Here is a 26,476-nt window from a genome sequence, read left to right as displayed (position 1 = left end):
AGGATCTTGGAGCGTCTGCCGAGGTCAGCCGCCACATTCGACGGACCGGCACCTGCGTCCGGCCGCCCCTCCGAGGGCTCCGACGCCACCGACCGCTCAGCTCGGCATCGAGTGGACGCGTGGCGCGATGTCCGGCTCCAGCGGCACCCGATCCCGCTCAAGCGTCGCCCGCTCTTCAACGGTCAGACCGTGACGTATCTCATTAAGCAGTCACACCTGAGTTATCTCTTAAAACCGATATAGCGGATATCGCGCCCGTCGCGACTGCCCAGGAGACAGCCCAACACGCAAAGGCCCCACTGCCACCTGGACTGAAGCCGCGCAACAACCAGGCCGGCATGCGCGCCCTCGATGGGTTGCCGAGGCCGTGCGGGACACGCCCGCCATGGACATAGGGCATCGAATCGGATGAAGCAGTGACAAGTGACACAGAGGCAATCCCTTGCCTCATGGACGGCCTCGGGGTGGGATCGCAGTCCACGGCCGAGCGTGGTCTAGTCCACTACGAGGAGCATCCATGCGCAGGATTCATGCGCGGCGGCGCACTGCTGTCGCCGCGGCCTGGGTCACCAGCCTCACCAGCCTCACCAGTTTCGCAGCGATAACAGCGCTCTTGTCTGGTTCCGTCGCCGTCGCTGCCCCCGTGCGACCGGCGCAAGAAGTCAAGCCCGTGCCGGCGGCCGGGCAGCAGTCGAAGAGCGGGGCCGGCAGCCTGATGACCACTGCGCAGTGCCGGGCGATGTGGGGGTTCGACTGCTACAACGCGATCCAGTACCGCCAGGCGTACAACCTGAACCCGCTGTACAAGGCAGGAGTGACCGGCAAGGGGCGCACGATCGTGATCGTGGATCCGTTCGGTTCGCCGACCATCCAGAAGGACCTGGATGTCTACAGCGCCCGGTTCGGCATGAAGAGCACCCATGTCGACGTGGTCAAGTGGGGCAACGTCCCGCGCTTCGACCCCGGCGACGCCGACCAGATCGGCTGGGCCGGGGAGACCACCCTCGACGTGGAGATGGCGCATGCCGTCGCCCCGGACGCGCACATCGTCCTGGCGGAGACCGGGGTCGGCCGGATCGGGGACGGCACCACCGGCCTGCGGGAGGTCATGGACGCCGAGAAGTCGCTCATCGACCGCGGCGTGGGCGATGTGATCAGCCAGAGCTGGGGCGTGGCGGAGAACAACTTCCCCGGCTTCAGCAAGGGCGACTTCTCCAGCATCCAGAACCTGCGGTACGCCTACAAGGACGCGGCCAAGCACCATGTGACCGTCACCGACGCTTCCGGCGACAGCGGACCCACCGACACCACCTCGAACGGCCAGACCACCTATCCGTACAGGGTCAACGCCTGGCCGACCGACGACCCCCTGGTGGTCTCGGTCGGCGGCACCCAACTGCACCTGGACGCCAACGGCAACCGCATCGCGCCGGACAGCGTCTACAACGACCACGGCGCCAGCGGCGGCGGCCAGTCCCACGTCTTCGCCCGCCCCTCGTATCAGAACGGGGTGGCCGGTAATCACCGCAGCACCCCGGACGTCTCCATGTCCGCCGCGCTGAAGGGCGGCGGATGGGTGTACTCCAGCTACGACCCCAAGCGGGTCGGCTGGGAGGTCTACGTCGGCACCAGCGAGGCCAGCCCGCTCTTCGCAGGAATCGTGGCCCTGGCCGACCAGGTTGCCGGGCACCGGCTGGGGGACATCCACCAGGCGCTGTACTCGCTGTACGCGAAGTCCTCGTCGAACCCGTCCACCGGGATCGTGGACGTGAAGGACGGCACGAACAACAGCTACGCGGGAGTCACCGGCTACACCGCGGTGAAGGGCTACGACATGGCGACCGGTGTCGGAACGATCGACGCGGCCCGCTTCGTCCCGGCCCTCGCCAAGGCGGGCTGACCGCATCCTGTCCCCGAGACGCGGGCGCCCGGCGTACCACTGCCGGGCGCCCGCGCCGGGACGGCGGCTCGTCGGCCGGCGTCCGGCCATTGCTCGGAGGGCGGAGGCGGCTCCGGCTCGTCCCGTTCCGCCTGCCGCGCGTTCTCCCCTCGCAGGGCCGTCAGCCACGGCCACAGATCCGGCAGCGGCTGTGCCGGGCAGGCCGGGCGGTGCTCGATACGGCACCGCGGGAACTGATCCGGCGGACAAACCCCGTAGACGGTCACCCGCCCATGAGACAGCTCGATCCACCGGTGCTCCGCGGGCACCGTGTGGGCCAGTGGAGCCATGTCCGGTTCCAACATCACCCAGTCATACTCAAGCGTCGCCACCCGATCTTGCGGTAAGCCGCAGTACGAGCAGCGCGACTGTCCGCTCCCCAGCCGGCGCGGTGTCTTCTCCAAAGCCCCGATAGGGCGAGGGTCGGCACCTCGGCGAGCGTGCCAGATCGTACGGGGAGCCACGGCGAACAGCGGGGAACCCGCCCACGGTCCACCCGCCGTCTACGCCTCTTCGCCGCAGGTCGGCCGAAGTGAGGCGTGCGGGCTGGATTGTTGGCTCCAACCCTGATAAATGACCTTGTCATGGCCATGAATGCGATTGAACTGCACAGTATCAATCGTTGGGAGGCGTCCTTCCTGCGCGAGGAGGTGGGCGGCTACTTCACCCACGGCGTCGAGTGCACGCCGGGCGCGACGGTACTTGACGTCGGTGCCAACATCGGTGTGTTCTCGGCAGCCGTCTACGAGCGGCTGGACGGAGACGTGCGGATCTACGCCTTCGAGCCGCTGCCGCCACTCCACGCGACACTCGAACGCAATGCCCGCGAGTTCTTCAACGGACGTCTGACCGCACTGCCTTACGGCCTGGCATCCCGTGACGACGAGCTCGATTTCAGCTACGTTCCGGCCGCCACGATCTTCTCGTCCTCCTCGCGGGATCAGGGGAACATCGAGGCTGAGCGGCGGCGGGTCACCGCCAGCGTTGTCGAAATGATCCGCCAGGGCGGCCTGGGACCGGTCCTGCGCCGCGTATCCGCTCCCATCCTCACTCTTCTCGTCAGCCGCAAGCTGCGGGTGATGCAGCGGCTTGAGACGCACCGGGTGCAGGTCAGGCCCCTGTCATCAGCGCTCGACGAGCAGGGCATCGACCACATCGACCTGCTCAAGGTCGACGTGGAAGGCGCCGAACTCGATGTACTCAGAGGCATCGAGGAACGGCATTGGCCGCTGATCCGCCAGGCCGTCGTCGAGGTGGAGCGCTGGGAGCAGAACCGCGACACAGTCTGCGAGGTCCTCCTCACGCACGGCTTCACGGTCAGCACCGAACAGGACCCGGTGCAGCAGGCCGGCGACATCGGCATGGTGTTCGCGGTCAAGCCCTGACCACGCGCAGCACCGGCACTCGATTGTCAACGGACTTGCCGGTCCCCCCGGCCTGGCGGGGCTCACGGGGGGGGATCGTCGAAGACCACACTCGACCCGTTGGGGATCGTGGACCACTCGTGGACTGATATGCGGTACTCAGCCGATTGCAGGGCGCTCCGGCACACCTCGGAGTGGCTACACGACACCCAGCCCTCGCTTCGCGAGGCGTTTGAGGGCGCGTGAGAACTGGTCGACTGCATCACCGAGCTCTTTGTGGAGGGCGCGTACGGATGCATGGGCGTCTGGATCCAGTGTGTGAGCGCCGCGGGCCTGATGAGAGCGTATTTGGCCATCGACCTGGTGAGCGTGGCTTCGCACGATCACCGGCTTCTCGAACAGCTCCAGCGGGTCAGATGCCATGGAACACCACCTGGGGGCAGCACGCGGCAAGGTTGGCGCGATCCCTGTCCACCTGTCGGACGGGGTTTCTCCTCCCAATGCCGGCATCAGCTGGATCCTTGCCTCGATGAACGGTGATGTGAAGGAGTGGAGTTCGGTTTGGAGGGGATCGAGTTGTGTAATGGTCGCGGCCTTGACGGTCCCGAGTGACGTATATCTGGCCCCCAGCGCGGTAGCTACGGCGCCCACTATCACGCCGCCAAGACCGATCCAAGCCACTGGAACTTCAGACTGGGCCACGGCTCCCCCTCAGCACTCCCGTCACGCAGCCGTACCCATGGTGTCAGGGGCAGCACGACCATGGAATACAGCGGAAACCCCGGGCACCAGTTGTCAGTTGGCTCCTGTCGCCCTCCCCCTCCAGGGCTTTCGAGATCTTCGCCCACCAGTGGTCCGACACCGCGTGATGCCGTACAGATACGGGTGAAGGAACCGGACAGGGCCACAACCACGGAGGCCGCCAGCAGGGTGTGCCAGGCCGGCGTGGACGGTCGGTCACGTCGGTCATGGTCACGCTCTCGGGGGTCGAGGTCGGTGCCCAATCACCCGCCACTCGTGATCGGCTGCCGGTGGGCGCTTTGCGTCCGAGTGGGGCGAGCCCTGGTCGGACGATGGGCGGGCCTGACCGTCATGCCGTCCGCTTGCGGGACGTCGTCGTCTTCTTCGCCGCCGTCTTCTTCGCCGTGCTCTTCGCCGCCGCCGTCTTCTTCGCCCCCTGAGCCGCCTTGGACGCCGTCTTGGACGTCGACTTGCGCGCCGGCTCCGCCTTCTTCGTGGTGGCCGGCTTCTTTGCCGTGGACGTGGACTTCTTGCCGCCCGCAGCCTTGGGGGCGGCTCTCCGTGGCATGGGTCTGACCTCGGCCGGACCCCCGGGGGGCGCCGTCTCGCCGCGCGACTCGCGTGCCGCTCGGACGCTGTTCTCCAGTGCGGCCATCAGGTCCAGCACCTTGCCGCCGGCGGCCGGCTCCGGGGCCTCTGGTGGGGCCTCGCCGGAGGCCTTCGCGGCGATGACCTCCTCCAGGGCCTCCCGGTACTCGTCGTGCAGGTCTTCCAGGTCGACCTCGCCGAGGGTGTCCATCAGGGCGTCGGCGAGGTCGAGCTCCTTGTCGCGGATGGTGACGTGCGCGTCGGGGGCGACGCCCTCGGGGGCGCGGACCTCGTCGGGCCAGAGCAGGCCGTGCATGGCGATGGCGTCGCCGATCACCCGGAGCATGCCGAGGCGTTCGCGGCCGCGCAGGGCGTACTTCGCGATGGCCACCTTGTTGCTGCGTTTCAGGGCCTCGCGGAGCAGTGTGTACGGCTTCGCCGCAGGGGCCCCGCCGGCCGCCAGGTAGTACGCCGCGCCCATCTGGAGCGGGTCGATCCGGTCGCCCGGCACGAAGGCCACGATCTCGATCGTGCGGGCGGTCGGGATCGGCAGGTGGGAGAGGTCGTCGTCGGTGATCGGGATGATCGTGCCGTCCGCGTCCTCGTACGCCTTGCCGATCTCGGCCTGGCTGACCTCGCGGTCCTCCAGCTCGCACACCTTGCGGTAGCGGATGCGGCCGTTGTCCTCGGTGTGGATCTGGCGGAAGGAGATCGAGTGGCTCTCCGTGGCGTTCACCAGCTTGATCGGGATGCTGACGAGACCGAAGGAGATGGCGCCGTTCCATATGGATCGCACGTGCCGCACCCTTCCTCTGCCGATGGGACAGGTTCATCGGTTCAACCGGTTCCGACCGTTGCCACACACCGTTGCCACCGGTTCCGGGGGTTCAACTGGTTTCATCCCTTTTTCTGGGATTGTCATCGTATGACGCCTATCACAGAGGTGGAGGGGCGGCGGGTCGCGCTCAGCAATCTGGAGAAGGTGCTGTATCCGGAGACCGGCTTCACCAAGGCGGAGCTGGTCCACTACTACGCGACCAGCGCCGACGTGCTGCTGCCGCACCTGCGCGACCGGGCCGTGTCCTTCCTGCGCTATCCGGACGGGCCGGAGGGGCAGGTGTTCTTCACGAAGAACGTGCCGCCGGGTACGCCCGAGTGGGTCACCACCGCCGAGGTGCCGCGGTCCTCGGCGGACAGCCCGGCCCGGATGGTGGTCCTGCAGGATCTGGCGAGCCTGGTCTGGGCGGCGAACCTGGTCACCGAGTTCCACACCCATCAGTGGCTGGTGCAGACCCCAAACGAGGCCGACCGGCTGGTCTTCGACCTCGACCCGGGCGCGCCCGCGACGATCGTCCACTGCTGCCAGGTGGCCCTGTGGCTGCGCGAGCGGCTCGCGGCGGACGGCATCGAGGCGTACCCGAAGGCGGCCGGGTCGAAGGGGCTGCACCTGCTGGCCTGCGTCCGGGGCTCGTCCTCCGAGCGGACGAGCGAGTACGCGAAGGCGCTCGCCGTGGAGGCCGAGCGGGCGATGCCGCGACTGGTGGTGCACCGGATGACGAAGAGCCTCAGACCGGGGAAGGTGTTCGTCGACTGGAGCCAGAACGCGGCCCGCAAGACCACGGCCACGCCGTACACGCTGCGCGCCCGCCGGGCCCCGCTGGTGTCCGCGCCGGTGACCTGGGAGGAGGTCGCCGACTGCCGCGACCCGGCGCAGCTGGAGTTCCGGGCGGAGGACATCGCGCCGCGGCTGCAGGACCTCGGGGATCTCATGGCCGGACTGCTGGATCCGGAGACGGCCGCGGCGCTCCCCTGAGCTACACCTTCCCCCACGTGTTCCGGTCCCGCGCCATCCCGTGCAGTGCCTCCACGTCCGCCGGTTTCAGCACCCCGCCGAGCCGGGCCAGGCCCGCCAGCTCGGTGTCCTTCAGGATGCGTGCCGAGCGTGGCGGGGCGGTCACCGTCACCTCGGCCGGGCCCGCCAGGGCCAGTACCGGGCGGACCTCGGCGGTCAGGGCGTAGGAGGCCCGGTCGGCGACGGAGCGCAGCCGGCGCAGCAGCGGCTCGGCCTCGCGGCGGCCTACGGCGACCATCGGGTCGGCGACCTGGACCCGGGCCTTGCGGGCGTAGAGGGCGTGTACGGCGAACAGGCCGCCGGGGCCGAGGAGCAGATGGTGGATGCGGTCGCCGCCGGGCAGGCATATGGAGTGCAGGGTGTGCCAGCCGGCGCCCTCCAGGTCGTCCAGGGCCGCTCCGACGGTCTCCTCGGCCAGCAGGGCGCGCCGGCGCGGGTCCGGGCGCAGCCTGTGGGCGGGGCCGGGGTCGCGGTCGAGGGCGACGAGCAGGGCCTCGCCGGGGCGGTTGGGCGCCAGGTCGTCGTCGGGGTGCAGGGTCAGCCGGGCGAGTTCCGCGGGGGTCGGCACCGGCGGCGGGCCCACGGTGACCGGGCCGGTCAGGAACGGTTCCAGGGCCTGGAGTACGGCGTCCCTGGCCTCCTCGCCGAGCAGGTTGACCCGGCCCGTCTCACGGTCGTACCAGGCAACATTGCTTCCGTCCGGGCGGCAGACGAACAGCCGTTCCCGGCCGTGCCGATAGGCCGGCACCACGCGCAGTGCGCTCATGCGCCATCACCCCTCGACCATGGGAACAGGCGGGGTGCTCCCGGGGCAAGACCGGTTACCGTGGAGGGCGGCCCCGCGAGGGGGAGTTGGGGAGGCGCCGTTGCGGATCCGCGGAAAGCAGCCCGACGTACCGGTTCCGGAGAGCCCGTGGAACGAGATCGTGCCCGGTCTGTGGATGGGCGGGCACGAGTTCCGGGGCCGCTCGGGACGGCCGGAGCTCGCCGTCGTACGTGATGAGTTCGATGTGGTGCAGACGCTGCTGCGGCTGCCGGGGTACGGCCCCGATCCGGCGGTCGAGCACCATGTGTGGCCGATACCGGACGGCCCGCTGGACGGCACGCAGCTCGCCGGGGTGATCCGGCTGGCCCGGGCGGCGAACGAGGCGCTGGACGCCGGGCGCCGGGTACTCGTGCGCTGTTACCACGGGTACAACCGCTCGGGCCTGGTCGTCGCGCACGCGCTGGCCCAGCGGGGGCATGCTTCGCCCGACGAGGTGATCCGGCTGATCCGGGCCCGGCGCTCGGCGTGGGCACTGCACAACGAGCTGTTCGTGGAGTACCTGCGCGCGGGCCTGTCGACGGTGCGGCTGCTGGAGGAGCTGGCCGAGTAGCTCTTTCGCCCGCCGGGAAGCCTGCCGAGGAGTCTTCCTGCACCGACCGAGCAGCCTCCCTGCACCCGACGAGCAGCCCTCAGCGCCCGACGAGCAGCCCCTCTACCCCCACCGAGCAGCTCTCCGCGCCGACCGAAGAACCTCACTTCACCGGCCGAGGAGCCTCCCCACGCCCGCCGAATACCCCCTGCCCCCGCCGAGGAGCCTCCCTGCGCCCGCCGAGGAGCCCCGAGTAGCCTCTCCTCCAGCGTCACCAGCGTCACTCCCATGGACGCAAAAAGTACTTACATCGGAATTTACTCGTCTACGCATAGGGTGTACGGGGCCCGAGCGACCCCAGTGACCCCGACACCCCAGGAGCACCGTGCCAGCCCGCCGTCCCGCGCGCACCGCCCTCACCGCGGCCGCCGTCGCTCTGCTGTCGGTGACGGCGGTGGCCTGCGGGGACGCCGGCGGACTGCGGGGCGCCGGCGGCACTCCGGCCGCCGTCAGCCCCGCCAAGCTCTGGCCGGACCTGCGCCCGGCGTCCAGCCCGGCGTACCCCTACGACGTGGCGACCAGGGAGGTCGTCAAGGGCATCACGGTCCCCGGCGACGACATCCGCAAGGTGGACCCGGTGCACGTGGTCGAGGCCGAGATAAAGGCCCATCCGGACGACTACGGCTCGAAGGGGGCGTACCACGCGACCGTGGACCGGCTGAAGAACTGCCGGGCGGGCGGCGACGGGGCCGGGTGCCCGCTGCTGAAGCCGTACTACCGGGACCTCACCGGAGACGGCCGGGACGACATGACGCTCGGCTTCCGGCTCTACCCGACCAACCAGACGGGCGTGCGGGTCTACACCGTCGAGAAGCACAGACTGGTGCAGGTGCTGGCCGACAACGACGCGATCCTCGGCGTGGAGCTGGCCGGCCGGTCGCTGATCGAGCGTTCGCCGGCCGACATCTCCGGCTACGAGTACCGCACGACCTGGGTGTGGGACCCGGGGCAGCGGGCGATGGTGTTCTCCCGTGACGAGTACCTGCACACGGGCAACGGCCGGCACGCCAAGAAGCCCTCGCCCACGCCCACGCTCACCTCCTCTCCCTCGCCGGCTTCCTCCTCCGCGAGCGTGCGGTGAGGCTCGCGCTGCCCCGCTGGGCCGGGCCGCTCGCCGTGAAGGCGGCCGCGTTCATCACGGTGATGTGCTGTGCGCTGGCCGCGCTGCTCGGCGTCCTGGTGCACGTCTCCGTGACCAACCAGACCGTCGGCCAGGCCCGCAGCAGGGCCCTGTCCCGCCTCGCGGACGCCACCGAGGCGTACGAGGCCGGGGACACGCTGATGCCGAACGCCGGGGTGGACCCCCAGGGGCTGCCCGCGCCGCTGCGCGCCCTGGCGGCGGCCGGCGCGCGCGGCACCATGGTCTCCAAGCACGACGGACGCCCGACCATGTGGGCGGCGGGCCCGGTGGCCGGGCACCGGGCGCTCGCCGTGGCGGTCGACTATTCGCAGCAGTCCCGCACCATCAGCGGGCTCGACACCTCGATCCTGTGGTCGTCGGCGCTCGCGATCGGGGCGACGGTGCTGGTCGGCGTGTTCGCGGTGACCCGGGTGACCCGGCGGCTGCACGGCACGGCGCGGGTGGCCCGGCGGATCAGCGCGGGCGACCTGGACGCGCGCGTCGACGACCCCCGTACGAAGGACCCGTCCCGCCCGCAGGACGAGGTGGCCGCGGTGGCGGCGGCACTGGACTCCATGGCGTCGAGCCTGCAGAGCAAGCTGCTGAGCGAGCAGCGGTTCACCGCGGACGTGGCGCACGAGCTGCGCACCCCGCTGACCGGGCTGCACGCGGCGGCGGAGCTGCTGCCTCCGGGGCGGCCGACGGAGCTGGTGCGGGACCGGGTGGCGGCGCTGCGCACCCTCACCGAGGACCTGCTGGAGATCTCCCGGCTGGACACCGGGCGGGAGAAGCCGGCGGTGGACACCGAGGAGCTGGGGGCGCTGGCCGGGCGGGTGGTACGGGCCTCGGGCACCGACACGGAGGTGCGGGTGCTGGCCGACGCCCGGGTGGAGACCGACCGGCGGCGGCTGGAGCGGGTGCTGGGGAATCTGGTGGCGAACGCGCACAAGCACGGGCGGGCGCCGGTGGTGCTCACCGTGAACGGGGCCGTGGTGACCGTACGGGACCACGGGGAGGGGTATCCCGAGTACCTGGTGGCTCATGGGCCGCAGCGGTTCCGTACCGAGGGCGGGGCGACCGGGCACGGGCTGGGGCTGACCATCGCCGTGGGGCAGGCGGAGGTGCTGGGGGCGCGGCTGTTCTTCGCCAACGCGGTGGACGGCGGGGCCGTCGCCACGCTGGTCCTGCCCGCGGTGGAGCGGCGGTAGAGGGCTCGGGGGCACCGGTGGTCCGCCGGGTGCGGGGTGTTCGTGGTTTCTCCCGTCGTTCCCCGCGCGCCTTTGGGGCGCACTGCCCGGTTTGGGTAGGTTCCGGGCATGACCAAGGCCGGAACCACCGGAACCCCCGTGGCGGCGGCGCAGACTCCCGCAGCCGTCGTGCGTCTCCCCCGGCGCCGCGGCATCGAACTCGCCCTGATCGTGCTGGCCGTACTGCTGTCGGTGTACGGCTACTGCGCGGTGGGTCTGGCACGGACCGGTACCGTCCCGCCGGGGGCCGTCGGTTACGGCGCCGGGCTCGGTGTGCTCGCGCTGTCGGCGCATCTCGCGGTGCGTGTCCGGGCGCCGTACGCCGACCCGCTGTTCCTGCCGATCGGCGTGCTGCTCAACGGGCTCGGGCTGGTCCTGATCTACCGGCTGGACCGGGAGACCCCGCACGACCATGCGGCCCCCACCCAGCTCGTGTGGTCCACGCTCGGCATCGGGCTGTTCATCGCGGTGGTGCTGGTGCTGCGCGACCACCGCGTGCTCCAGCGGTACGCGTATGTGTGCGTGGCCGCCGCGCTCGGGCTGCTCGCACTGCCGATCCTGTTCCCGGCGGTCAACGGCGCCCGGATCTGGATCCGGATCGCCGGATTCTCCATCCAGCCGGGCGAGTTCGCGAAGGTGCTGCTCGCGGTGTTCTTCGCCGCCTACCTGGCCGCCAACCGCAACGCGCTCGCCTACTCGGGCCGCCGGCTGTGGCGGCTGCAGTTCCCGACCGGGCGGGTGCTCGGGCCGATCGTGACGATCTGGCTGCTGAGCGTCGGGGTGCTGGTCCTGGAGCGGGATCTGGGCACCTCGCTGCTGTTCTTCGGGCTGTTCGTGGTGCTGCTGTACGTCGCCACGGGGCGGACGGGCTGGATGGCGGTCGGCCTGCTGCTCGCCGTCCTCGGTGCGGTGGCCGTCGGGCGGATGGAGCCGCATGTGAACCAGCGGATCGAGGACTGGCTGCACCCCTTCGCCACCATCGAGGCCGGGCTGGGCCCGAACCAGCTCTCCCAGTCGCTGTTCGCCTTCGCGGCCGGCGGGATGCTCGGCACCGGGCTCGGGCTCGGGCACTCGGTCCTCATCGGCTTCGCCGCCAAGTCGGACTTCATCCTGGCCACGGCGGGCGAGGAGCTGGGGCTCGCGGGGCTCGCGGCGATCTTCCTGCTGTACGCGCTGCTCGTGGAGCGCGGTTACCGGGCGGGTCTCGCCCTGCGCGAGCCGTTCGGCCGGCTGCTCGCGGTCGGACTGGCCTCGATCCTCGCGCTGCAGGTGTTCGTGATCGCGGGCGGGGTCACCGGGCTGATCCCGCTGACCGGAATGGCGATGCCGTTCCTCGCCCAGGGCGGCTCCTCGGTGGTCACCAACTGGGCGATCGTGGCGCTGCTGATCCGGGTGAGCGACTCGGCGCGCAGCCAGTACGACGGGCGGGAGGCACCATGACCGAGCACGCCGGGCGGGAGGCACCGTGAGCGAGTACGCCGTACGGGAGGCACCGTGAGCGACTACGGCGGCGGGCGGCCGATGGCGCGCTACATCCGGCACGCCTGCGCGTTCTGCGCACTGCTGCTGGCGGCGCTGCTGGTCAACGCGGCCCGCGTGCAGGTGGTGCAGTCCCGGGTCTACGACGACAATCCCGCCAACCGGCGTGCCGAGATCGCCCGTTACGGCCATCCGCGCGGCGACATCCTGGTCGGCGACGAGCCGGTCACCGGCTCCGTGGACACCGGCGAGCAGCTGCGCTACGAACGCACCTACAAGAACGGCCCGTTGTACGCGCCGGTCACCGGCTTCGCCTCGCAGTCGTACGGCACCACGTTCCTGGAGCACGCCGGGGACGGGGTGCTCTCCGGCACGGATCCCATGCTGTCGCCGCTGCCGTTGTGGAACGACATGACGCGCCGGTCCGGTCCGGCCGGGAACGTCGTCACCACGCTGAACCGGCGCGCGCAGGAGGCGGCGTACCGGGGGCTGGCCGGACGCAAGGGCGCGGTGGCCGCGATCGACCCGACCACGGGCCGCGTCCTGGCGCTGGTGTCGAGTCCGTCGTACGACCCCGGGGTGCTGTCGGGCAACGGCGAGGCGGTGACCTCGGCGTGGGCGCGGCTCAACCACGACCCGGAGAAGCCGATGCTCAACCGGGCGGTACGGCAGACCTATCCGCCGGGGTCGACGTTCAAGGTGGTCACCGCGGCGGCGGCGCTGGACGCGGGGGCGGTCACCGACCTGGACGCGCACACCGGCTCCCCCGACCCCTACTGGCTGCCCGGCACCAGGACCCGGCTGACCAACGAGGCCGGCGGCTGCCGGGACGCCTCGCTGCGGTCGGCCTTCAAGTGGTCCTGCAACACGGTGTTCGCCAAGCTCGGCGTGGACGTCGGGGTGCAGAACATGGTGGCCACGGCGCAGGCGTTCGGGTTCAACGACCCAGGGCTGCGGATCCCGTTCTCCGTCGCGCCCAGCACCTTCGACCCGCACGTGGACCGGGCGCAGCTGGCGCTGTCCTCGATCGGGCAGTACAACACGCGGGCCACTCCGCTGCAGATGGCGATGGTCGCGGCGGCCGTCGCGGACCGCGGGCAGCTGTGGTCGCCGTACCTGGTGGAGCGGACGACCCGGCGCAACGGCGAGACGGTGGCGGGGAGCGGGGCGCATCCGGTGCGGCAGGTGATCAACCCCTCGACCGCCGAACGGCTGAAGGAGCTGATGGCCGACGTGGTCCGGGAGGGCACCGGCACCAGGGCGGCCATCCCCGGCGCCCTGGTGGGCGGCAAGACCGGCACCGCGCAGCACGGGGTCGGCAACACGGGTGTGCCGTACGCCTGGTTCGTCTCCTGGGCGCAGGCGGACAACTCCCTGGAACCGCAGGTGGCGGTCGCGGTGGTGGTGGAGGACGCCTCGGCGAACCGGGGCGAGATCAGTGGCGGCGGGAACGCGGCACCGATCGCGCGGGACGTGATGCGGGCAGTGCTCGGCCGGTGAGCACCGCCCGCGTCACGTCCTGATTGGAGAGGAGGGTCAGCCGATCGGCTTGACCGCCTCGGAGCGGACCTCGAGGGTGTTCCTCGCGGCCGCCTCCAGGTCGATGTCCGACGGGCTCTGGGACGCGAGCGGCGTGTTCACGGTGGCGACGGTGGCGCCCGTGTTGCCGTCGGCCCAGGCGCACATGGGCACGGTGAACTTCGTGCCCATCTGCTCCTGCGTCACCACCTCGCAGCTGATGGTCACGCCGCTCAGGTCGAAGTCCTTCGCGGGCACGGCGACCTTGGCGTTGGCGCCCTCGGCGGCGCCCTTCATCATGTTCCTGCGGGCCACGTCGGTGTTCTTGAACCGGCCGTACATGCCCGAGACCACCAGGGTGCCCTTGGTCGCGTCGCCGTCCACGTTGTACGTGCCGACCACGCCGTGCAGGTCCTTGGCGTCCCAGGCGCCGTGGGCCTCGTCCTCGATCTTCTTGCCCTCGGTGTCGGAGAGGTCCTGGGCCAGCCGGTACTTCCCGTCGAGCAGCGTCTGGGGCAGCGTGAGTTTGTTCTTCGCCTCGGGGAAGCCGCTCTCGACCGCCATCCCGATCAGGACGAGCACCACGACGACCGCCACGACGGCGCCGCCCACGATCGCGAGGATCAGCCCGACCCGCCGCTTCTTCGGCAGCGGCGCCATGGGCGGCACGCCCCAGCCCGGGTACGGCTGCTGGGCGTAGGGCTGCTGGGGCGGGTACGGCTGCTGCTGGGGGTACGGCGATCCGTACGGGCCGGGGGCGGCGGCCTGCGGGGGCTGCGGACCGTACGGCCCCGGGGCGGCCTGCGGGGGCGGGGCGTACGGGTTCGGCGACTGCTGGGGGCCGGTGGGGCACGGCTGACCGTTCGGGTACGGCTGCGGGGGCGGAGGCATGGACACGCCAGCACGCTACTGCACGCAGGTGAACGGCCCGACAGTCACCTCAGCCGGTCCACCGCCGAGCGGGGCGGAGCGCGCGGGGGCCGGGGGCCGGGGCCGGGGAGAGGGATGCGGGGGGGCTGATGGTCGAGTCGAAAGGCACGGGGCGGCCGCGTCTCGAGCGGAACAGCGCGGGCCGGACCTCAGCCCTCCACCGCCGCAACTGTCCACCGCGCCAGCAGTCCACCCGCCTCGACCCTCCACCCGCCTCAGCCCTCCACCCGGCGAGCGGGCGGAGCGTTGGGAGGCCGCGGGACCGGCGGAAGGGTGCCGGGCGGCTGGGGGTCGAGTCGAAAGGCGCGGGGCGGCCGCGTGTGTCGAATGGAACGGCGTGGGCTGAGCCTCAGCCCTCCGCCGCCTCACCCCTCCGCCGCCTCAGCCCTCCACCCGCCTCGGACTTCCGCCACCCCAGCCTCCACCCGCGTCAGCTCTCCCCCGCCCCCGACTCGATCGCCTCCCGGACCTCCGCGATCCGCTCCTGCTCCTCGGCTGCGAAGCGCCGTGCGTCGAGCTGCTCGGCCAGTTCCTCGTCCTGGGCCATCAGCAGGTCCAGGCTGGTGTCGCCCATCTCGAAGACGCCCATGTCCACATAGGCCTGCTGGAGCCGCTTGCCCCACAGCCCGATGTCCTTGACGCAGGGCACGATCCGGCTGAACAGCAGCTTGCGGAACAGCTGCAGGAACTCCGAGCGCTCACTCAGGGCCTCCGCCTCGGCCTTGGGGATGCCGAAGTTCTCCAGGACCTCCACGCCCCGGAGCCGGTCGCGCATCAGATAGCAGCCCTCGATGACGAACTCCTCGCGCTCCCGCAATTCGGCGTCGGTGAGCTGCTTGTAGTAGTCCCGCAGGGCCAGCCGGCCGAAGGCCACGTGCCGGGCCTCGTCCTGCATGACGTAGGTCAGGATCTGCTTGGGCAGCGGCTTGTCGGTGGTGTCCCGGATCATCCCGAAGGCGGCCAGCGCCAGCCCCTCGATGAGGACCTGCATGCCGAGGTACGGCATGTCCCAGCGGCTGTCGCGCAGGGTGTCGCCGAGCAGGGACTGGAGGTTGTCGTTGATCGGGTAGACGAGCCCGACCTTCTCGTGCAGGAACCGGCCGTAGATCTCGGCGTGCCGGGCCTCGTCCATGGTCTGGGTCGCGGAGTAGAACTTGGCGTCCAGGTCGGGCACCGACTCCACGATGCGGGCCGCGCAGATCATCGCGCCCTGCTCGCCGTGCAGGAACTGGCTGAACTGCCAGGAGGCGTAGTGCCGCCGCAGCTCCCCCTTGTCCTTCTCGGTCATCCTGTCCCAGTACCTGGTGCCGTACAGGGTCATGGCCTCCTCGGGCGTGCCGAGCGCGTCGTACGGGTCGACCTCCAGGTCCCAGTCGATGCGCTGCTGCCCGTCCCACTGCTTGTCCTTGCCCTTCTGGTACAGGGCGAGCAGGCGTTCGCGGCCGTCGTCGTACTCCCAGCTGAACCGGGCGGCGCCGCTCGCGGGCACCTGCCAGGGGGAGTCTCCGGGGTCGTTGGCGTACAGGTCATGGGTCGGCATACCTCGCAGGCTCACACGTAGACGCCGAGTCAACAAGTCATGTGCAAGGGATTGACGAGCTTGCTGACAGGCAGTCTCATAAGAGTCAGGACGACTACCCCCGGGTAACGAGGTGAGGGAGCCATGACGACCCTGACGGAAGCGGACGCGCTGGACGGTCTGCGCGATGCGCTCGGCCTGCTCAAGGACCGGGAGCAGGTGGCCGAACGGCTGCTCGCCTCCTCCGCCAAGCACTCCTTCGACCCGGACAGGGAACTGGACTGGGACGCGCCCTTCGAGGAGGGCAAGTGGTTCTGGCCGCCGGAGCTGGTCTCGCTGTACGACACGCCGATGTGGAAGCGGATGAGCGAGGAGCAGCGGATCCTGCTCTCCCAGCACGAGGCGGCGGCGCTGGCGTCGCTCGGCATCTGGTTCGAGATCATCCTGATGCAGCTGCTGGTGCGGCACATCTACGACAAGGCGGCGACGAGCGCGCACGTCCGCTACGCGCTGACCGAGATCGAGGACGAGTGCCGGCACTCGAAGATGTTCGCGCGCCTGATCTCGCACGGCGGCACGCCCTGGTACCCGGTCAGCAAGGTCCACCAGAACCTGGGCCGCCTGTTCAAGACCATCTCCACGACCCCCGGTTCCTTCACCGCCACGCTGCTCGGCGAGGAGGTGCTGGACTGGATGCAGCGGCTGACGTTCCCGGACGAGCGGATCCAGCCCCTCATCCGTGGCGTCACCCGCATCCACGTCGTCGAGGAGGCCCGGCACGTCCGGTACGCCCGCGAGGAGCTGCGGCGTCAGATGGTGACGGCGCCGAAGTGGTCCCAGGAGTTCACGAGGATCACGTCCGGTGAGTTCGCGCGTGTCTTCGCGATCGCCTTCGTGAACCCCGACGTCTACACGAACGTGGGGCTGGACAAGCGGGAGGCCATGGCCCAGGTGAAGGCCAGCGGACACCGACGCGAGGTCATGCAGACAGGCGCGAAGCGGCTGACGGACTTCCTGGACGACATCGGCGTACTGCGGGGGGTCGGGCGGCGGCTGTGGAGGTCGTCCGGCCTCTTGGCGTAGAGCGCGGATGCCCGACCGGGGGCGCGGGCCCGTATCGATGTGCGGCTCCGCCGCGTGGGCGCGAGCAACCACCACGGACCCGCAGGCGCCGACGCTCCCGCGCCCCCGCGGCGATTAGGCTGACGGCCATGACCCCGGCCGCCACCCCCGCCTACCGCCGCCTCAGCGTCGAGGAGCGGCGAAGCCAGCTCCTCGCCGCCGCCCTGGGCCTGTTCGCTCACCACGCCCCCGAGGACGTGTCGCTGGACGGCGTGGCGGAGGCCGCCGGAGTGTCGCGCCCCCTGGTGTACCGGTACTTCCCGGGCGGCAAGCAGCAGCTGTACGAGGCCGCGCTGCGCTCGGCCGCGGAAGAACTGCAGCTGTGCTTCGACGAGCCCCGCGAGGGATCCCTGCTGCCCCGCCTGTCCCGCGCCCTGGACCGGTATCTGAGCTTCGTCGACGAGCACGACACCGGGTTCAGCGCGCTGCTCCAGGGCGGCAGCGTGGTGGAGACCTCGCGGACCACGGCCATCGTGGACGGGGTCCGGCGCGCCGCCGCCGAGCACATCTACGGCCATCTCGGCGTCGCCGAACCCGGTCCGCGGCTGCGGATGACCGTCCGGACCTGGATCACCGCCGTGGAGGCGGCCTCCCTGATCTGGCTGGACGAGGACAAGCAGCCCCCGGTGGAGGAGCTGCGCGACTGGCTGGTGGAGCAGTTCGTGGCCGTCCTCACGGTCACCGCGGCCCGGGACGAGCAGACGGCCGCCGTCGTCGGCGCGCTCGGCGCGGATGCCTGAGACTGGGACCGTGAAGAGCGAGGACACCCCTTTCGAGGGCGGCCCCATGGACGGGCGCGTGCTGCCGGTCATGGTCGGTCCCACCGGGCACCCCCCGAAGACGTACCGCATCCCCGTCCCGGACCCGGAGGGCGGCCCGCCCACCGTGCTCGTCTACCGCCGGGTGCCGCGCGGGCACAGCAAGCGGCTGGGGCTGATCCAGGGGTGGAAGTACCAGTACGACCCGGACGACACCTCCGGCGGAAGGCTCAGGTGGCCGTGGTCGAAGCCGGCCACCGCGCCGCCCGCCGAGCCGGACGCCACGAACGAGTGACAGCTTGCGCCGAACCGCGCACACCGGGAGCGCGCCCCGCACGGATACATCTGATTATCGCGGTGCGATAGGAGGCGAACAGCCCGCCCGCCGGGATTCCCCTCCCCGCACCCGAGGTGATCACGTGTCAGGAATGCTCGTGCGCCTGGCCTGTACGACCGCGCTGGCGGCCCAGGCCGTGCTCGTGCCCGCACCCGCCGCGGCCGTACCGGACCCGCAGCGGCCCGGTGCGGTCCCGCAGCGGTCCGCGTCCCAGCTGCTGACGGACCTTCAGCAGCTGTACCGGCAGGCCGAACAGGCCACCGAGACCTACAACGCCACCGCCGAGAAGCTGAAGCGCCGGCGCGCCGAGGTGGCCCGCCTCGACGGCGAACTGGCCCGCACCCGGCTCGCCCTGCAGGACAGCCGGACCGACGCCGGCCGGCTGGCCCGCCGGCAGTACCAGAGCACCGGCGGCCTCGGCCCGTACGTCCGCCTGCTCCTCGCGCCCGATCCGCAGGACGCGCTGGACGAGGGCCATGTCATCGGCGAGCTGGCCCGCGTGCAGGCCCGTACGGTGCACCGGCTGACCGCCGTGGAGAAGCAGCGGGACGCCCTGGCCCGGGCGGCCCGCAAGGCCCTGGACGCCCAACTCACCCTCGCCGACCAGCAGAAGAAGCAGCGCGACGAGGTGCGGGGCAAGCTGGGCGACGTGGAGCGGCTGCTCACCGCCCTCACCCCGGCCCAGCTGGCCGCGGTCGCCGCGCTGGAGCAGCGGGGTGTCACCGAGGCCCAGCAGAAGCTCGCCACCGCGGGCTCCCTCCCCGCGGGCCGCCCCGCCTCGGCCGAGGGCGCCCGCGCGGTCCGCTACGCCCTGGGACAACTCGGCAAGCCGTACGAGTGGGGCGCTCAGGGGCCCGGTTCCTACGACTGCTCGGGCCTCACCACTCGGGCCTGGGAACACGCGGGCAGGGCCATCCCCCGCACCAGCCAGGAGCAGTGGAAGCACCTGAAGAGGATCCCGCTCGGTGACCTCCGCCCCGGTGACCTGGTGGTGTACTTCCGGGACGCGACCCACGTGGCGATGTACGTGGGCGAGGGCAAGGTCGTACAGGCACCGAGACCCGGGGAGAAGGTCCAGGTGTCACCGCTGGCTTCCAACCCGGTGCTCGGTGCCGTACGACCGGATGGTCAGGCTCCCGCCACCGAGGCCAGGTAGGCGGCCGCTGACGGGCCGTGGGCCGTCAGACCCTGTGCTGGGCCTTGTCATACACGGTCGCGACTGCCTTGCGCGTGCGTTCTTGACTGCAATGCACTCAGCGTCGCGCTGATCAGCCCGTGGACTGAGTCCCGTCAGGGAAGACGTCAAGACGGAGCGGTCGATCAGGGCCACGCGTCTGCGGCCGGTCGGCGGAGCACTCCGGAGCCGCCCGGTGACGGGCCTATCGGCATTTCCTTCATGTGTCAAGTCCCGAATATGCGTGTCACGGAATTCCGGGACATGACGCTGTTTTGTTTTTGGGACTCAATGAAGAAGGCGGGTTTGCGCAGAGCAGGCGGCTCGCCGGCACCGTTCGGAAATGCCTGGCGGTGTCCCCGCAGAAAATATTTCGGCAAATGGTCCGCGAACCGAGTGGTCCACTCGAAAGTCACCAGTCACTTCTCATCTACGGAGATCCCATGAAGCGCATCTCAAACACCCGGCGTCTCCTCATGCTCACATCCACGGCCGCCCTGATCGGAGGAGGTGCGCTGCTGCCCGCCACGGCATTCGCCGCCGCCCCGGCAGCACCGCACATAGCCACGGCGACCCACCGCGATGGAGGCGGTCCTGGTCCCGACGACGGCGGCGACGGCGGCGACGGCAGCGACCAGGTCCCGAACCGGCCTGGACCGGGCAACCTGAACCAGGACAGCACGGGAGGAGGCGGCATCATCCACCGGGTCTATGCGCCCTGGCTCTACGGCGGGCTCTACGGCTGGTTCTGACTGCGTCGGGCCGGTGCCGGTACGGTCACCCGGCGGTTCCGACTGCGGCTGTGTCTGCAGCCGCAGTCGGGCTGCGCATGGCATCTGCTGCCGTCCGCGTGGTTCGGACCTGGTCAGTACCAGCGCGCCGGCCCGTCGGAGTGCTGGTCACAGGCCTGTCAGGCCCCGGAGACCGAGGCCAGGTAGGCGCCCGTCTTCTCCGGCTCGTAGAAGAAGTTCTCGAAGTCGGCCGGGTCGTTGAAGGCGTTGGCGAAGCGGTCGGCCACGGGCTGGAGTTGGCCGGCCGCGCCGATGAGGTTCAGGATGTGCTCCGGCGGCGGCATGAGCATCGCGTTCGTCCACTTGGTGACGTGCTGCGCGGTGTTCCAGTACCGGTCGAACGTGGCCTGCATCCACTCCTCGTCGAACGGCTTCTCACCCTGCTCCAGGATCGAGGCGAGGTACGCGGCCGCGCACTTCGACGCGGAGTTGGAACCTTGGCCGGTGATCGGGTCGTTGGCCACGACGACGTCCGCGACGCCCAGGACCAGCCCGCCCCCGGGCAGCCGGCCGATGGGGTTGCGGACCGTCGGGGCGTAACGTCCGGCCAGTGTGCCGCCCGCGTCGGTCAGTTCGACCTTGGTCGCCCGCGCGTACTCCCAGGGCGTGAACTTCTCCATGAGTTCCAGGGTCAGGGAGAGATGCTCGGCCGGGTCCTTGACGCCGTTGAAGACGTCGAGCGGGCCGCCGGGTATGCCCTCCCAGAACAGGATGTCGGCCGGTCCGGAGGTGGTGAGCGTCGGCATGACGAACAGCTCCCCGACCCCGGGGACCAGGTTGCAGCGGACGGCCAGGAAGTCCGGGTGCTCCGGGCGGGGGCCGAGCCCGTGGACGTACGACACCGCCAGCGCGCGCTGCGGCTCGCTGTACGGGGACCGCGAGGCGTCGCGGCCGAACATCTGGACCAGTTCACCCTTGCCGGCGGAGACCAGGACGAGGTCGTAGGTGCGGGAGAAGTAGTCGAGGTCGCCGACCGCCGCGCCGTGGATGACCAGCTGGCCGCCACGCTGCGCGAACGTCTCCATCCAGCCGGCCATCTTCACCCGTTGGTCGACCGACTGCGCGTACCCGTCCAGCCTGCCCACCCAGTCGATGGCCCGCTGGGTGGGGCCCGGGTCGTGCGAGCCGGGGGCCGCGACCGAGACGCCGAGTCCTTCGATCTTCGGGGCCTGGGACTCCCAGAAGTTCAGCTTCAGATCGCGCTCGTGCTGCAGTGCCGTGTGGAACATGCACTGCGTCGACATGACCCGGCCGGTGCGGATCTCGTCCGCGGTCCGGTTCGACATCAGGGTGACCTCGTAGCCGTGCGACTGCAGGCCGAGGGCGAGCTGGAGACCGGACTGACCGGCTCCGACGACGAGTATCTTCCGCATGCGGGTGGGGACTCCTAACGGGTACTGCCCGGGGACTACTCGGGGGCTTCGTCCAGCGCGTGGCCGACCAGGGCCAGCAGTGTCTCGATGGCCGAAATACGACGCCGCGCATCCATGATCATGACAGGGACGTGCGCGGGGATCGTCAGCGCCTCCCGTACGTCCTCCGGCTCGAACAGCTCGCTGCCGTCGAAGTGGTTGACCGCGACGACGTACGGCAGTCCGCAGCTCTCGAAGTAGTCCAGGGCCGGAAAGCAGTCCTTCAGCCGACGGGTGTCGGCCAAGACGACCGCGCCGATCGCGCCGCGCACCAGGTCGTCCCACATGAACCAGAACCGCTGCTGGCCCGGCGTGCCGAACAGGTAGAGCACCAGGTCGTCGTCGAGCGTGATGCGGCCGAAGTCCATGGCCACGGTGGTGGTGAGCTTGCCCGGCGTGGCGGTGAGGTCGTCGGTCTCCTCGCTCGCCTCGGTCATCAGCGCCTCGGTCTGCAGGGGCCTGATCTCCGAGACGGCGGTCACGAGGGTTGTCTTGCCGACACCGAAGCCTCCCGCCACGACTATCTTCGTGGCGATGGGGGCGCGGGTGCGGTCCGTCTGCCAGGACCTCAGGTCCTCGTCGGGCTCGGTGAATCCGGCGACGAGAGGGGTGCCTCCGGCGGGGGAGGCGGCGGTGTCAGAGACGACGGAGTCCACTCAGCACCCTTTCCAGCAGCGCGCGGTCCGGGCGGCCGGTGCCGTGACCGGTGCCGGTTCCGTACACACGGATCTTTCCCTGGTCCGCGAGGTCGCTCAGGAGCACGCGGACCACGCCGAGCGGCATCTGCAGCAGCGCGGCGATCTCGGCCACCGTGCGCATACGGCGGCACAGTTCGACGATGGCCTGTATCTCGGGCATCACCCGGGTGCTGAGGGAACCTCCCCCACTGCCAATGGCGTGGGCGGTACCCCCCGTCAGTTCCTTGCGCTCCTCGGCGGCCTCCAGCGCCGCGACGAACGTCTCCACGAGGAGGACGTGGCCGAAGCGGGTACGGCCGCCGGTGAGCGAGTAGGGGCGGACGCGGGCGGGTTTGCGGTCGCCGCCGCGTACGGGGAGTTTCTTCCCGGGGCCGCTCATCGGGCGCTCCCCGCCGACTCGGCCTGCAGGGACTTGCGCAACTCGCTGCGGAGTTCGGGGGTCAGCACGTGGCCGGCGCGGCCGACGAACAGCGCCATGTGGTACGCGACCACGCTCATGTCGCACTCGGCGGAGCCGTGCACGCCGAGCAGCGAGCCGTCGCTGATCGACATCACGAACAGGCTGCCCTCCTCCATCGCGATCATCGTGTGCTTGACGCCGCCGAAATCCATCAGCTTCGCGGCACCGAGGGTGAGGCTGCCGATGCCGGAGACGATGGTGGCGAGGTCTGCGGAGGAGCCCCTCGGGCCCTTCACCGGGCGCTTTTCGCGGGATGCGGCGATGGGGGTCCCCCCGCGCGAGTGGGTTCGAGCGTGGCGGAGGGCCGGGTCGGACGACAGGAGGAGCAGGCCGTCCGAGGAGACCACGGCGACGGACTGGATGCCGGGGACTTCCTCGACCAGGTTGGTCAGCAGCCAGTGCAGGTTGCGGGCTTCACTGCTGAGTCCGTAGGTACTGGGCGCGGTCAACTGCTTGCCTCCTCGGCTGTGCCCCCCGTGGCGTTTTCGGTACGTGCTGCGTTCTCTGCCTCTACGTCGCGGTAGCCGGCCTGGGCGCCCTGGCGGAAGCCGCCCAGCCTTCTGCGGAGGGCTTCGGCGTCCACAGAGCGGGTCCGCTGGCGTGGGGCCTGGGTCGGTACGGTGATCTTGGGCGTGCGCTTGGGGAGACCCTTGCTGGTCAGCTGCTCCTCCCCCTCGGCTTCGCCTTCGGCGAGGATTTCGTTCCCACCCGCACCACCCGTGCGGCTTTCGTGGTCGGGTGCGGGCGGCCCCTGTGGGGCGTCCTCGCCATCGGCGGCCGCCGGGGCCGTGGGCGACGTGGGGGACGTGGGGGGCTGCGTCAGGTCCGGGAGCAGCAGCTCCATCGTCGACTCGGCGAAGGTCTCCGCCGGGGCCTTCGGGCGGGTCTCCGCGTCCTGGCCGACCGGGGCGGCCTGCTCATGGACGGCCTGCTCCACCGGATCCCCGGCCCGGCCGCCGAAGGCATCCCACACCGCATCCTCGGCCGAGCCGCCGAGGGCACCCTTCGTCCCACCGCTCGGTCCAGCCGAGGCGGTCTCCTCGGCGAGCGTGCCGAAGGCCGTCGTGGTCTCCCCCGCGGGGGCCTGCGCGGGCGTCGGGACCGTCGGCTGCACGGGGCCGTCGGTCTCGCCGACCGGACCGCGGGAGTCGGCGGCCCGACCGCCCGAGTCGGTGGCCGGACCGCCCGAGTCGGTGGCCGGACTGCCCGAGTCGGTGACCGAACCCGCAGACGCCGTGACCGGGCCGCCCGAGGCCGTTGCCGGACCGCGGGAGTCCGTGGTCGGACGGCCAGAGGCCGGGGACGGGTCGGCGGAGACCGGACTGCCCGAGTCGGTGACCGAACCCGCAGAAGCGATGGCCGCACCGGCCGAGGCCGCGGACGCACCGGCAGAGGCCGAGGACGGATCGCCGGAGGCCGGGGACGGATCGCCGGAGGCCGTCGTCGGGCCGCCGGAGGCCGTTGCGGTGCGGACCGCCTGTTCTGCCAGGGCCACCAGCGGGTCGGTGTCCTTGGTGCGGGCGTGGAGGACGTTGGAGTTGACCTCGGCGTCGGCGCCGGGGAGGGAGAAGGTGCCGGTGGTGTTCCCGGACGAGGTCTGCGGGGGCAGGGCGGTGGCCGGGGCCTCGGTGAGGAGGGTGGCCGGCAGGACGACGACCGCCGCGACGCCGCCCTGCTTCTGCTCGCGCAGCTGCACACGGACACCGTGGCGGTGGGCGAGGCGGGCGACGACGTACAGGCCGAGGCCGAGACCGGCGTCGCCCTCGTGGTCGTAGGAGGACTCGGGGTCGAAGTCGGCCAGGCGGGCGTTGAGACGGTCCATGCGGTCGGCCGCCACGCCGATGCCCTCGTCCTGGACGGAGAGCATGACCTCGCCGCTCTCCAGCAGCCAGCCGGAGACCTCGACGGGCATCTCCGGCGGGGAGAACGAGGTGGCGTTCTCCATCAGCTCGGCCAGCAGGTGGGACAGGTCGTCCGCGGCGAAGCCCGCCACGTGCGCGTGCGGCGGCAGAGCCGCGATACGGACCCGCTCGTAGCGCTCGATCTCGCTGACGCCCGCCCGGACCACGTCGACCAGCGGCACCGGGCCGTGGTGCTGCTGGACGTGCTCGGCGCCGGCCAGGACCAGGAGGTTCTCGCTGTGGCGGCGCATGACCGTGGCGAAGTGGTCCAGCTTGAAGAGCGTGGCGAGGCGGTCGGGGTCCTGCTCGCGGTCCTCCAGGCCCTCGATGACCGCGAGCTGGCGTTCGACCAGGCCGAGGGTGCGCAGGGCCAGGTTGACGAACGTACCGCCGATGCCGGTGCGCAGCCGCTCCAGCATGTCGGCCGACTGGACCAGCTCGGCCTGGAGGGCCTCGCGGGCCTCGGCCATCTTCTGGCGCTGGCCGACCAGGTGCTTGCGGTCCGTCTCCAGGGTGGCGACCCGCTCGCCCGCGGCGACGGTCTGCTCGCGCAGGGCGACCGCGTGCGCGTGCAGGGCGTTGACCGAGCGGACGACCTGGGCGAACTCGTCGTTGCGGCCGGTGAAGGTGAGCGGCTCCTGGGTCGCCGGGTCCGCGGACTCCGCCAGCCGGGCCGAGCCGCGGCGCAGCACCGACAGGGGGCGGGTCAGGGTGCGGGCCATGGCCGTGGCGAGGCCGACCGCGACCAGCATGAGCGCGCCGAGCACGGCGATGCGGATCTCCAGCGCCGTGACGTCGTCGTCGCGGAGTTTCGCCAGGTCCTTGGTGCGGTGGTCGTAGAGGGCCGATTCCGCGCCGCGCATCAGGTCGACACGGGCGGACAGGGCCGCGTCCAGCTTCTTGGTGCTGGTGGCCAGCTCGCTGTCGGCCAGCGTCGGCTGGTCGGTGAGCGTGGCGAGGTACTTCTCCGCCGAGTTGACGTCGGTGCCGGCGACCGTGGAGTCGTAGGAGTCGACGGCCGTCTTGGGGGCGGTGGCGCGGAAGTCGGCGAGGGCGGCGTCGGCGCGCAGCCGGGCCTGCTGGGCGGCGGCGGTCAGTTGGTCGCGCTGCTTGCGATCGGCCTCGGAGGTGGTGGAGGTCGTGGTGGGCAGGCCGGTGACGGGGTTGATCACCGTCCCGGTGGAGGACGGCACGTTCAGCGCGGCGAGCAGCAGGCCGCGGGCGGCGGCGGACTGCTGGACGGCGGTGTCCAGCTCGGCGAGCGCGTGGGCGCCGGAGCCGGCCCGCGGGGGCGTCCGGTCCGCCAGCTGCTCGGCGATCCGGTGCAGCTCGGTGATGGCCGCCGAGTACGCCTGGTGGGCCTGGAGGGCCGTGCTCCGGCCGGTGAGGGCGGCCCGGCGGACGGCGCCGATGCCGTCGAGGTCAGCGCGCAGGCTCGCCGGGGTGTCCTCCTCGGCGCGCAGGTCCTCGACCTGCCGGTCGACGCGGGCGCTGCGGTCCTCGGAAGGGGCCTTCGCCTTGGGGCGTCCCGCGGCGATGTAGGAGGTGACCTCGTCGCGCTCGTCGGCGAGGGAGTTCGCGAGGGCGAGAGCGTCCTGGGTACGGGCGGCCAGCGTCACCAGGTCCTGGGAATCGCCGACGTCCTGGGAGGCGCTGAGCACGGAGGGCGCGCCGGCTCCCGCGACGGCCGCGGCCACCACGGCGACGGCGACGATCAGCCGGGTGCGCACATGGGTGGGGCGGCCGGTGCCCACGGGGGTCTGCTGGGCGGTCCCCGTGGGGTCCGTCTGCCTGCCTGTGCGCCGAGGCCGCTTCATCTGCACCGGTGCTCGCATTCCTGAACTCGTCTACCCAAGGGCCCGGGTGGCGCCCCGTCATATCGGTGCCAAGTGGTGCGTACACCCGGTTCGTACGGTTCCCGACCCTCCCAGCGCCGGTGAGCAGTGGTCGCGCATCACCTGACCCGCCACCCGAAGGAGTGAACATCGGAGGGGAGTTGGCGGGCAAGTTCCCGTGGCGGGTGTGGCGCTGCCCTGCGGCATGCCGGTTGGACGCGCGGGGCAGGCTTTGACAGTATTCGCCACCACGCCTTCCCGGGGTGGATCATTCCA

The 26,476-nt window shown here is 71.1% G+C and carries 23 protein-coding genes; 13 read left to right on the top strand and 10 right to left on the bottom strand.

The window, feature by feature from the left end; genetic code table 11:
* The first annotated feature begins 670 nt into the window (after positions 1-670).
* Positions 671-1,900, top strand: coding sequence for a S53 family peptidase (locus tag ACWGJ5_RS05110; RefSeq protein WP_453308408.1), 1,230 nt, complete (start codon positions 671-673; stop codon positions 1,898-1,900).
* On the opposite strand, the gene ACWGJ5_RS05105 is transcribed toward ACWGJ5_RS05110, so the two are convergent.
* Positions 1,828-2,403, bottom strand: coding sequence for a DUF6083 domain-containing protein (locus ACWGJ5_RS05105; protein ID WP_453308407.1), 576 nt, complete (start codon positions 2,401-2,403; stop codon positions 1,828-1,830). The two genes, ACWGJ5_RS05110 and ACWGJ5_RS05105, sit on opposite strands and share 73 nt — an antisense overlap.
* 120 nt (positions 2,404-2,523) lie before the next feature.
* On the opposite strand from ACWGJ5_RS05105, the gene ACWGJ5_RS05100 reads away from it, so the two are divergent.
* Positions 2,524-3,324 (top strand): FkbM family methyltransferase, encoded by an 801-nt coding sequence (locus ACWGJ5_RS05100; RefSeq protein ID WP_453308406.1) that lies wholly within the window; start codon positions 2,524-2,526, stop codon positions 3,322-3,324.
* A gap of 1,069 nt (positions 3,325-4,393) precedes the next feature.
* Here ACWGJ5_RS05100 and ku read toward each other — a convergent pair.
* Positions 4,394-5,428, bottom strand: coding sequence for a non-homologous end joining protein Ku (ku, locus tag ACWGJ5_RS05095; RefSeq protein WP_453308405.1), 1,035 nt, complete (start codon positions 5,426-5,428; stop codon positions 4,394-4,396).
* A 129-nt stretch (positions 5,429-5,557) separates the two neighbouring features.
* Here ku and ligD point away from each other — a divergent pair, with 129 nt between their 5' ends.
* A complete protein-coding gene (gene ligD / locus ACWGJ5_RS05090; RefSeq protein ID WP_453308404.1) occupies positions 5,558-6,445 on the top strand; it encodes a non-homologous end-joining DNA ligase in 888 nt (295 codons plus the stop codon).
* 1 nt (position 6,446) lies between these two features.
* On the opposite strand, the gene ACWGJ5_RS05085 is transcribed toward ligD, so the two are convergent.
* Positions 6,447-7,250, bottom strand: a complete 804-nt coding sequence (locus tag ACWGJ5_RS05085) for an NERD domain-containing protein (RefSeq protein WP_453308403.1) — start codon at positions 7,248-7,250, stop codon at positions 6,447-6,449.
* A gap of 100 nt (positions 7,251-7,350) precedes the next feature.
* On the opposite strand from ACWGJ5_RS05085, the gene ACWGJ5_RS05080 reads away from it, so the two are divergent.
* The 5 genes from ACWGJ5_RS05080 (at position 7,351) to ACWGJ5_RS05060 (ending at position 13,245) form a co-directional block, all read left to right on the top strand.
* On the top strand, positions 7,351-7,860 hold the full coding sequence (locus ACWGJ5_RS05080) for a protein-tyrosine phosphatase family protein (RefSeq protein ID WP_453308402.1): 510 nt from the start codon (positions 7,351-7,353) through the stop codon (positions 7,858-7,860).
* Between the two features lie 364 nt (positions 7,861-8,224).
* Positions 8,225-8,980, top strand: coding sequence for a hypothetical protein (locus ACWGJ5_RS05075; protein WP_453308401.1), 756 nt, complete (start codon positions 8,225-8,227; stop codon positions 8,978-8,980).
* Positions 8,977-10,227, top strand: a complete 1,251-nt coding sequence (locus ACWGJ5_RS05070) for an ATP-binding protein (protein ID WP_453308400.1) — start codon at positions 8,977-8,979, stop codon at positions 10,225-10,227. The genes ACWGJ5_RS05075 and ACWGJ5_RS05070 overlap by 4 nt, the downstream gene beginning before the upstream one ends.
* Positions 10,228-10,335: 108 nt before the next feature.
* Positions 10,336-11,706: an FtsW/RodA/SpoVE family cell cycle protein gene (locus tag ACWGJ5_RS05065; protein WP_453308399.1), complete on the top strand. Its 1,371-nt coding sequence runs from the start codon at positions 10,336-10,338 to the stop codon at positions 11,704-11,706.
* A gap of 81 nt (positions 11,707-11,787) precedes the next feature.
* On the top strand, positions 11,788-13,245 hold the full coding sequence (locus tag ACWGJ5_RS05060; protein WP_453308721.1) for a penicillin-binding transpeptidase domain-containing protein: 1,458 nt from the start codon (positions 11,788-11,790) through the stop codon (positions 13,243-13,245).
* Positions 13,246-13,281: 36 nt separating this feature from the next.
* Here the strand turns inward: ACWGJ5_RS05060 and ACWGJ5_RS05055 are convergent, their stop codons facing one another.
* Together ACWGJ5_RS05055 and ACWGJ5_RS05050 are read right to left on the bottom strand one after the other, a co-directional pair.
* Complete coding sequence (locus ACWGJ5_RS05055; RefSeq protein WP_453308720.1) at positions 13,282-14,154, bottom strand: hypothetical protein; 873 nt, start codon at positions 14,152-14,154, stop codon at positions 13,282-13,284.
* 469 nt (positions 14,155-14,623) lie between these two features.
* Positions 14,624-15,733, bottom strand: a complete 1,110-nt coding sequence (locus ACWGJ5_RS05050; RefSeq protein ID WP_453308398.1) for a ferritin-like domain-containing protein — start codon at positions 15,731-15,733, stop codon at positions 14,624-14,626.
* Positions 15,734-15,856: 123 nt separating this feature from the next.
* On the opposite strand from ACWGJ5_RS05050, the gene ACWGJ5_RS05045 reads away from it, so the two are divergent.
* From ACWGJ5_RS05045 to ACWGJ5_RS05025, 5 genes are all read left to right on the top strand, one after another.
* On the top strand, positions 15,857-16,795 hold the full coding sequence (locus ACWGJ5_RS05045) for an AurF N-oxygenase family protein (protein ID WP_453308397.1): 939 nt from the start codon (positions 15,857-15,859) through the stop codon (positions 16,793-16,795).
* 128 nt (positions 16,796-16,923) lie between these two features.
* Entirely contained in the window at positions 16,924-17,574 is a 651-nt protein-coding gene (locus tag ACWGJ5_RS05040) for a TetR/AcrR family transcriptional regulator (RefSeq protein WP_453308396.1), read from the top strand.
* A gap of 10 nt (positions 17,575-17,584) precedes the next feature.
* A complete protein-coding gene (locus ACWGJ5_RS05035) occupies positions 17,585-17,887 on the top strand; it encodes a hypothetical protein (RefSeq protein WP_372478070.1) in 303 nt (100 codons plus the stop codon).
* Positions 17,888-18,020: 133 nt separating this feature from the next.
* Entirely contained in the window at positions 18,021-19,085 is a 1,065-nt protein-coding gene (locus ACWGJ5_RS05030) for an NlpC/P60 family protein (protein ID WP_453308719.1), read from the top strand.
* A 461-nt stretch (positions 19,086-19,546) separates the two neighbouring features.
* A complete protein-coding gene (locus tag ACWGJ5_RS05025; RefSeq protein WP_453308395.1) occupies positions 19,547-19,855 on the top strand; it encodes a hypothetical protein in 309 nt (102 codons plus the stop codon).
* A 158-nt stretch (positions 19,856-20,013) separates the two neighbouring features.
* Here ACWGJ5_RS05025 and ACWGJ5_RS05020 read toward each other — a convergent pair whose 3' ends face one another.
* Genes ACWGJ5_RS05020 through ACWGJ5_RS05000 form a run of 5 tightly spaced genes read right to left on the bottom strand, consistent with a single transcriptional unit; the run spans position 20,014 to position 26,200 of the window.
* Positions 20,014-21,267 carry a styrene monooxygenase/indole monooxygenase family protein gene (locus ACWGJ5_RS05020; RefSeq protein ID WP_453308394.1) on the bottom strand — a complete coding sequence of 418 codons (1,254 nt, stop codon included), beginning with the start codon at positions 21,265-21,267 and terminating at the stop codon, positions 20,014-20,016.
* A 35-nt stretch (positions 21,268-21,302) separates the two neighbouring features.
* A complete protein-coding gene (locus tag ACWGJ5_RS05015; protein ID WP_453308393.1) occupies positions 21,303-21,962 on the bottom strand; it encodes a GTP-binding protein in 660 nt (219 codons plus the stop codon).
* On the bottom strand, positions 21,943-22,383 hold the full coding sequence (locus ACWGJ5_RS05010; RefSeq protein ID WP_453308392.1) for a DUF742 domain-containing protein: 441 nt from the start codon (positions 22,381-22,383) through the stop codon (positions 21,943-21,945). Before ACWGJ5_RS05010 ends, ACWGJ5_RS05015 begins: the two co-directional genes overlap by 20 nt.
* Positions 22,380-22,913: a roadblock/LC7 domain-containing protein gene (locus tag ACWGJ5_RS05005; RefSeq protein WP_453308391.1), complete on the bottom strand. Its 534-nt coding sequence runs from the start codon at positions 22,911-22,913 to the stop codon at positions 22,380-22,382. The genes ACWGJ5_RS05010 and ACWGJ5_RS05005 overlap by 4 nt, the downstream gene beginning before the upstream one ends.
* A complete protein-coding gene (locus tag ACWGJ5_RS05000) occupies positions 22,910-26,200 on the bottom strand; it encodes a nitrate- and nitrite sensing domain-containing protein (protein WP_453308390.1) in 3,291 nt (1,096 codons plus the stop codon). The genes ACWGJ5_RS05005 and ACWGJ5_RS05000 overlap by 4 nt, the downstream gene beginning before the upstream one ends.
* Between the last annotated feature and the right edge of the window lie 276 nt (positions 26,201-26,476).

The sequence above is a fragment of the Streptomyces sp. NPDC054783 genome, assembly GCF_053611725.1.
The sequence above is the reverse complement of the archived record's forward strand: the minus strand, read 5'-3'. Positions and strand labels throughout refer to the sequence as shown.

What these genes read in the sequence shown, in the direction of transcription:
- ACWGJ5_RS05055 (WP_453308720.1), bottom strand. Translation starts at nt 14,154, where the DNA reads ATGCCTCCGCCCCCGCAGCCGTACCCGAACGGTCAGCCGTGCCCCACC.
- ACWGJ5_RS05045 (WP_453308397.1), top strand. Translation starts at nt 15,857, where the DNA reads ATGACGACCCTGACGGAAGCGGACGCGCTGGACGGTCTGCGCGATGCG.
- ACWGJ5_RS05085 (WP_453308403.1), bottom strand. Translation starts at nt 7,250, where the DNA reads ATGAGCGCACTGCGCGTGGTGCCGGCCTATCGGCACGGCCGGGAACGG.
- ACWGJ5_RS05065 (WP_453308399.1), top strand. Translation starts at nt 10,336, where the DNA reads ATGACCAAGGCCGGAACCACCGGAACCCCCGTGGCGGCGGCGCAGACT.
- ACWGJ5_RS05050 (WP_453308398.1), bottom strand. Translation starts at nt 15,733, where the DNA reads ATGCCGACCCATGACCTGTACGCCAACGACCCCGGAGACTCCCCCTGG.
- ACWGJ5_RS05025 (WP_453308395.1), top strand. Translation starts at nt 19,547, where the DNA reads ATGAAGCGCATCTCAAACACCCGGCGTCTCCTCATGCTCACATCCACG.
- ACWGJ5_RS05040 (WP_453308396.1), top strand. Translation starts at nt 16,924, where the DNA reads ATGACCCCGGCCGCCACCCCCGCCTACCGCCGCCTCAGCGTCGAGGAG.
- ACWGJ5_RS05060 (WP_453308721.1), top strand. Translation starts at nt 11,788, where the DNA reads ATGGCGCGCTACATCCGGCACGCCTGCGCGTTCTGCGCACTGCTGCTG.
- ACWGJ5_RS05020 (WP_453308394.1), bottom strand. Translation starts at nt 21,267, where the DNA reads ATGCGGAAGATACTCGTCGTCGGAGCCGGTCAGTCCGGTCTCCAGCTC.
- ACWGJ5_RS05030 (WP_453308719.1), top strand. Translation starts at nt 18,021, where the DNA reads ATGCTCGTGCGCCTGGCCTGTACGACCGCGCTGGCGGCCCAGGCCGTG.
- ACWGJ5_RS05010 (WP_453308392.1), bottom strand. Translation starts at nt 22,383, where the DNA reads ATGAGCGGCCCCGGGAAGAAACTCCCCGTACGCGGCGGCGACCGCAAA.
- ligD (WP_453308404.1), top strand. Translation starts at nt 5,558, where the DNA reads ATGACGCCTATCACAGAGGTGGAGGGGCGGCGGGTCGCGCTCAGCAAT.
- ACWGJ5_RS05100 (WP_453308406.1), top strand. Translation starts at nt 2,524, where the DNA reads ATGGCCATGAATGCGATTGAACTGCACAGTATCAATCGTTGGGAGGCG.
- ACWGJ5_RS05000 (WP_453308390.1), bottom strand. Translation starts at nt 26,200, where the DNA reads ATGCGAGCACCGGTGCAGATGAAGCGGCCTCGGCGCACAGGCAGGCAG.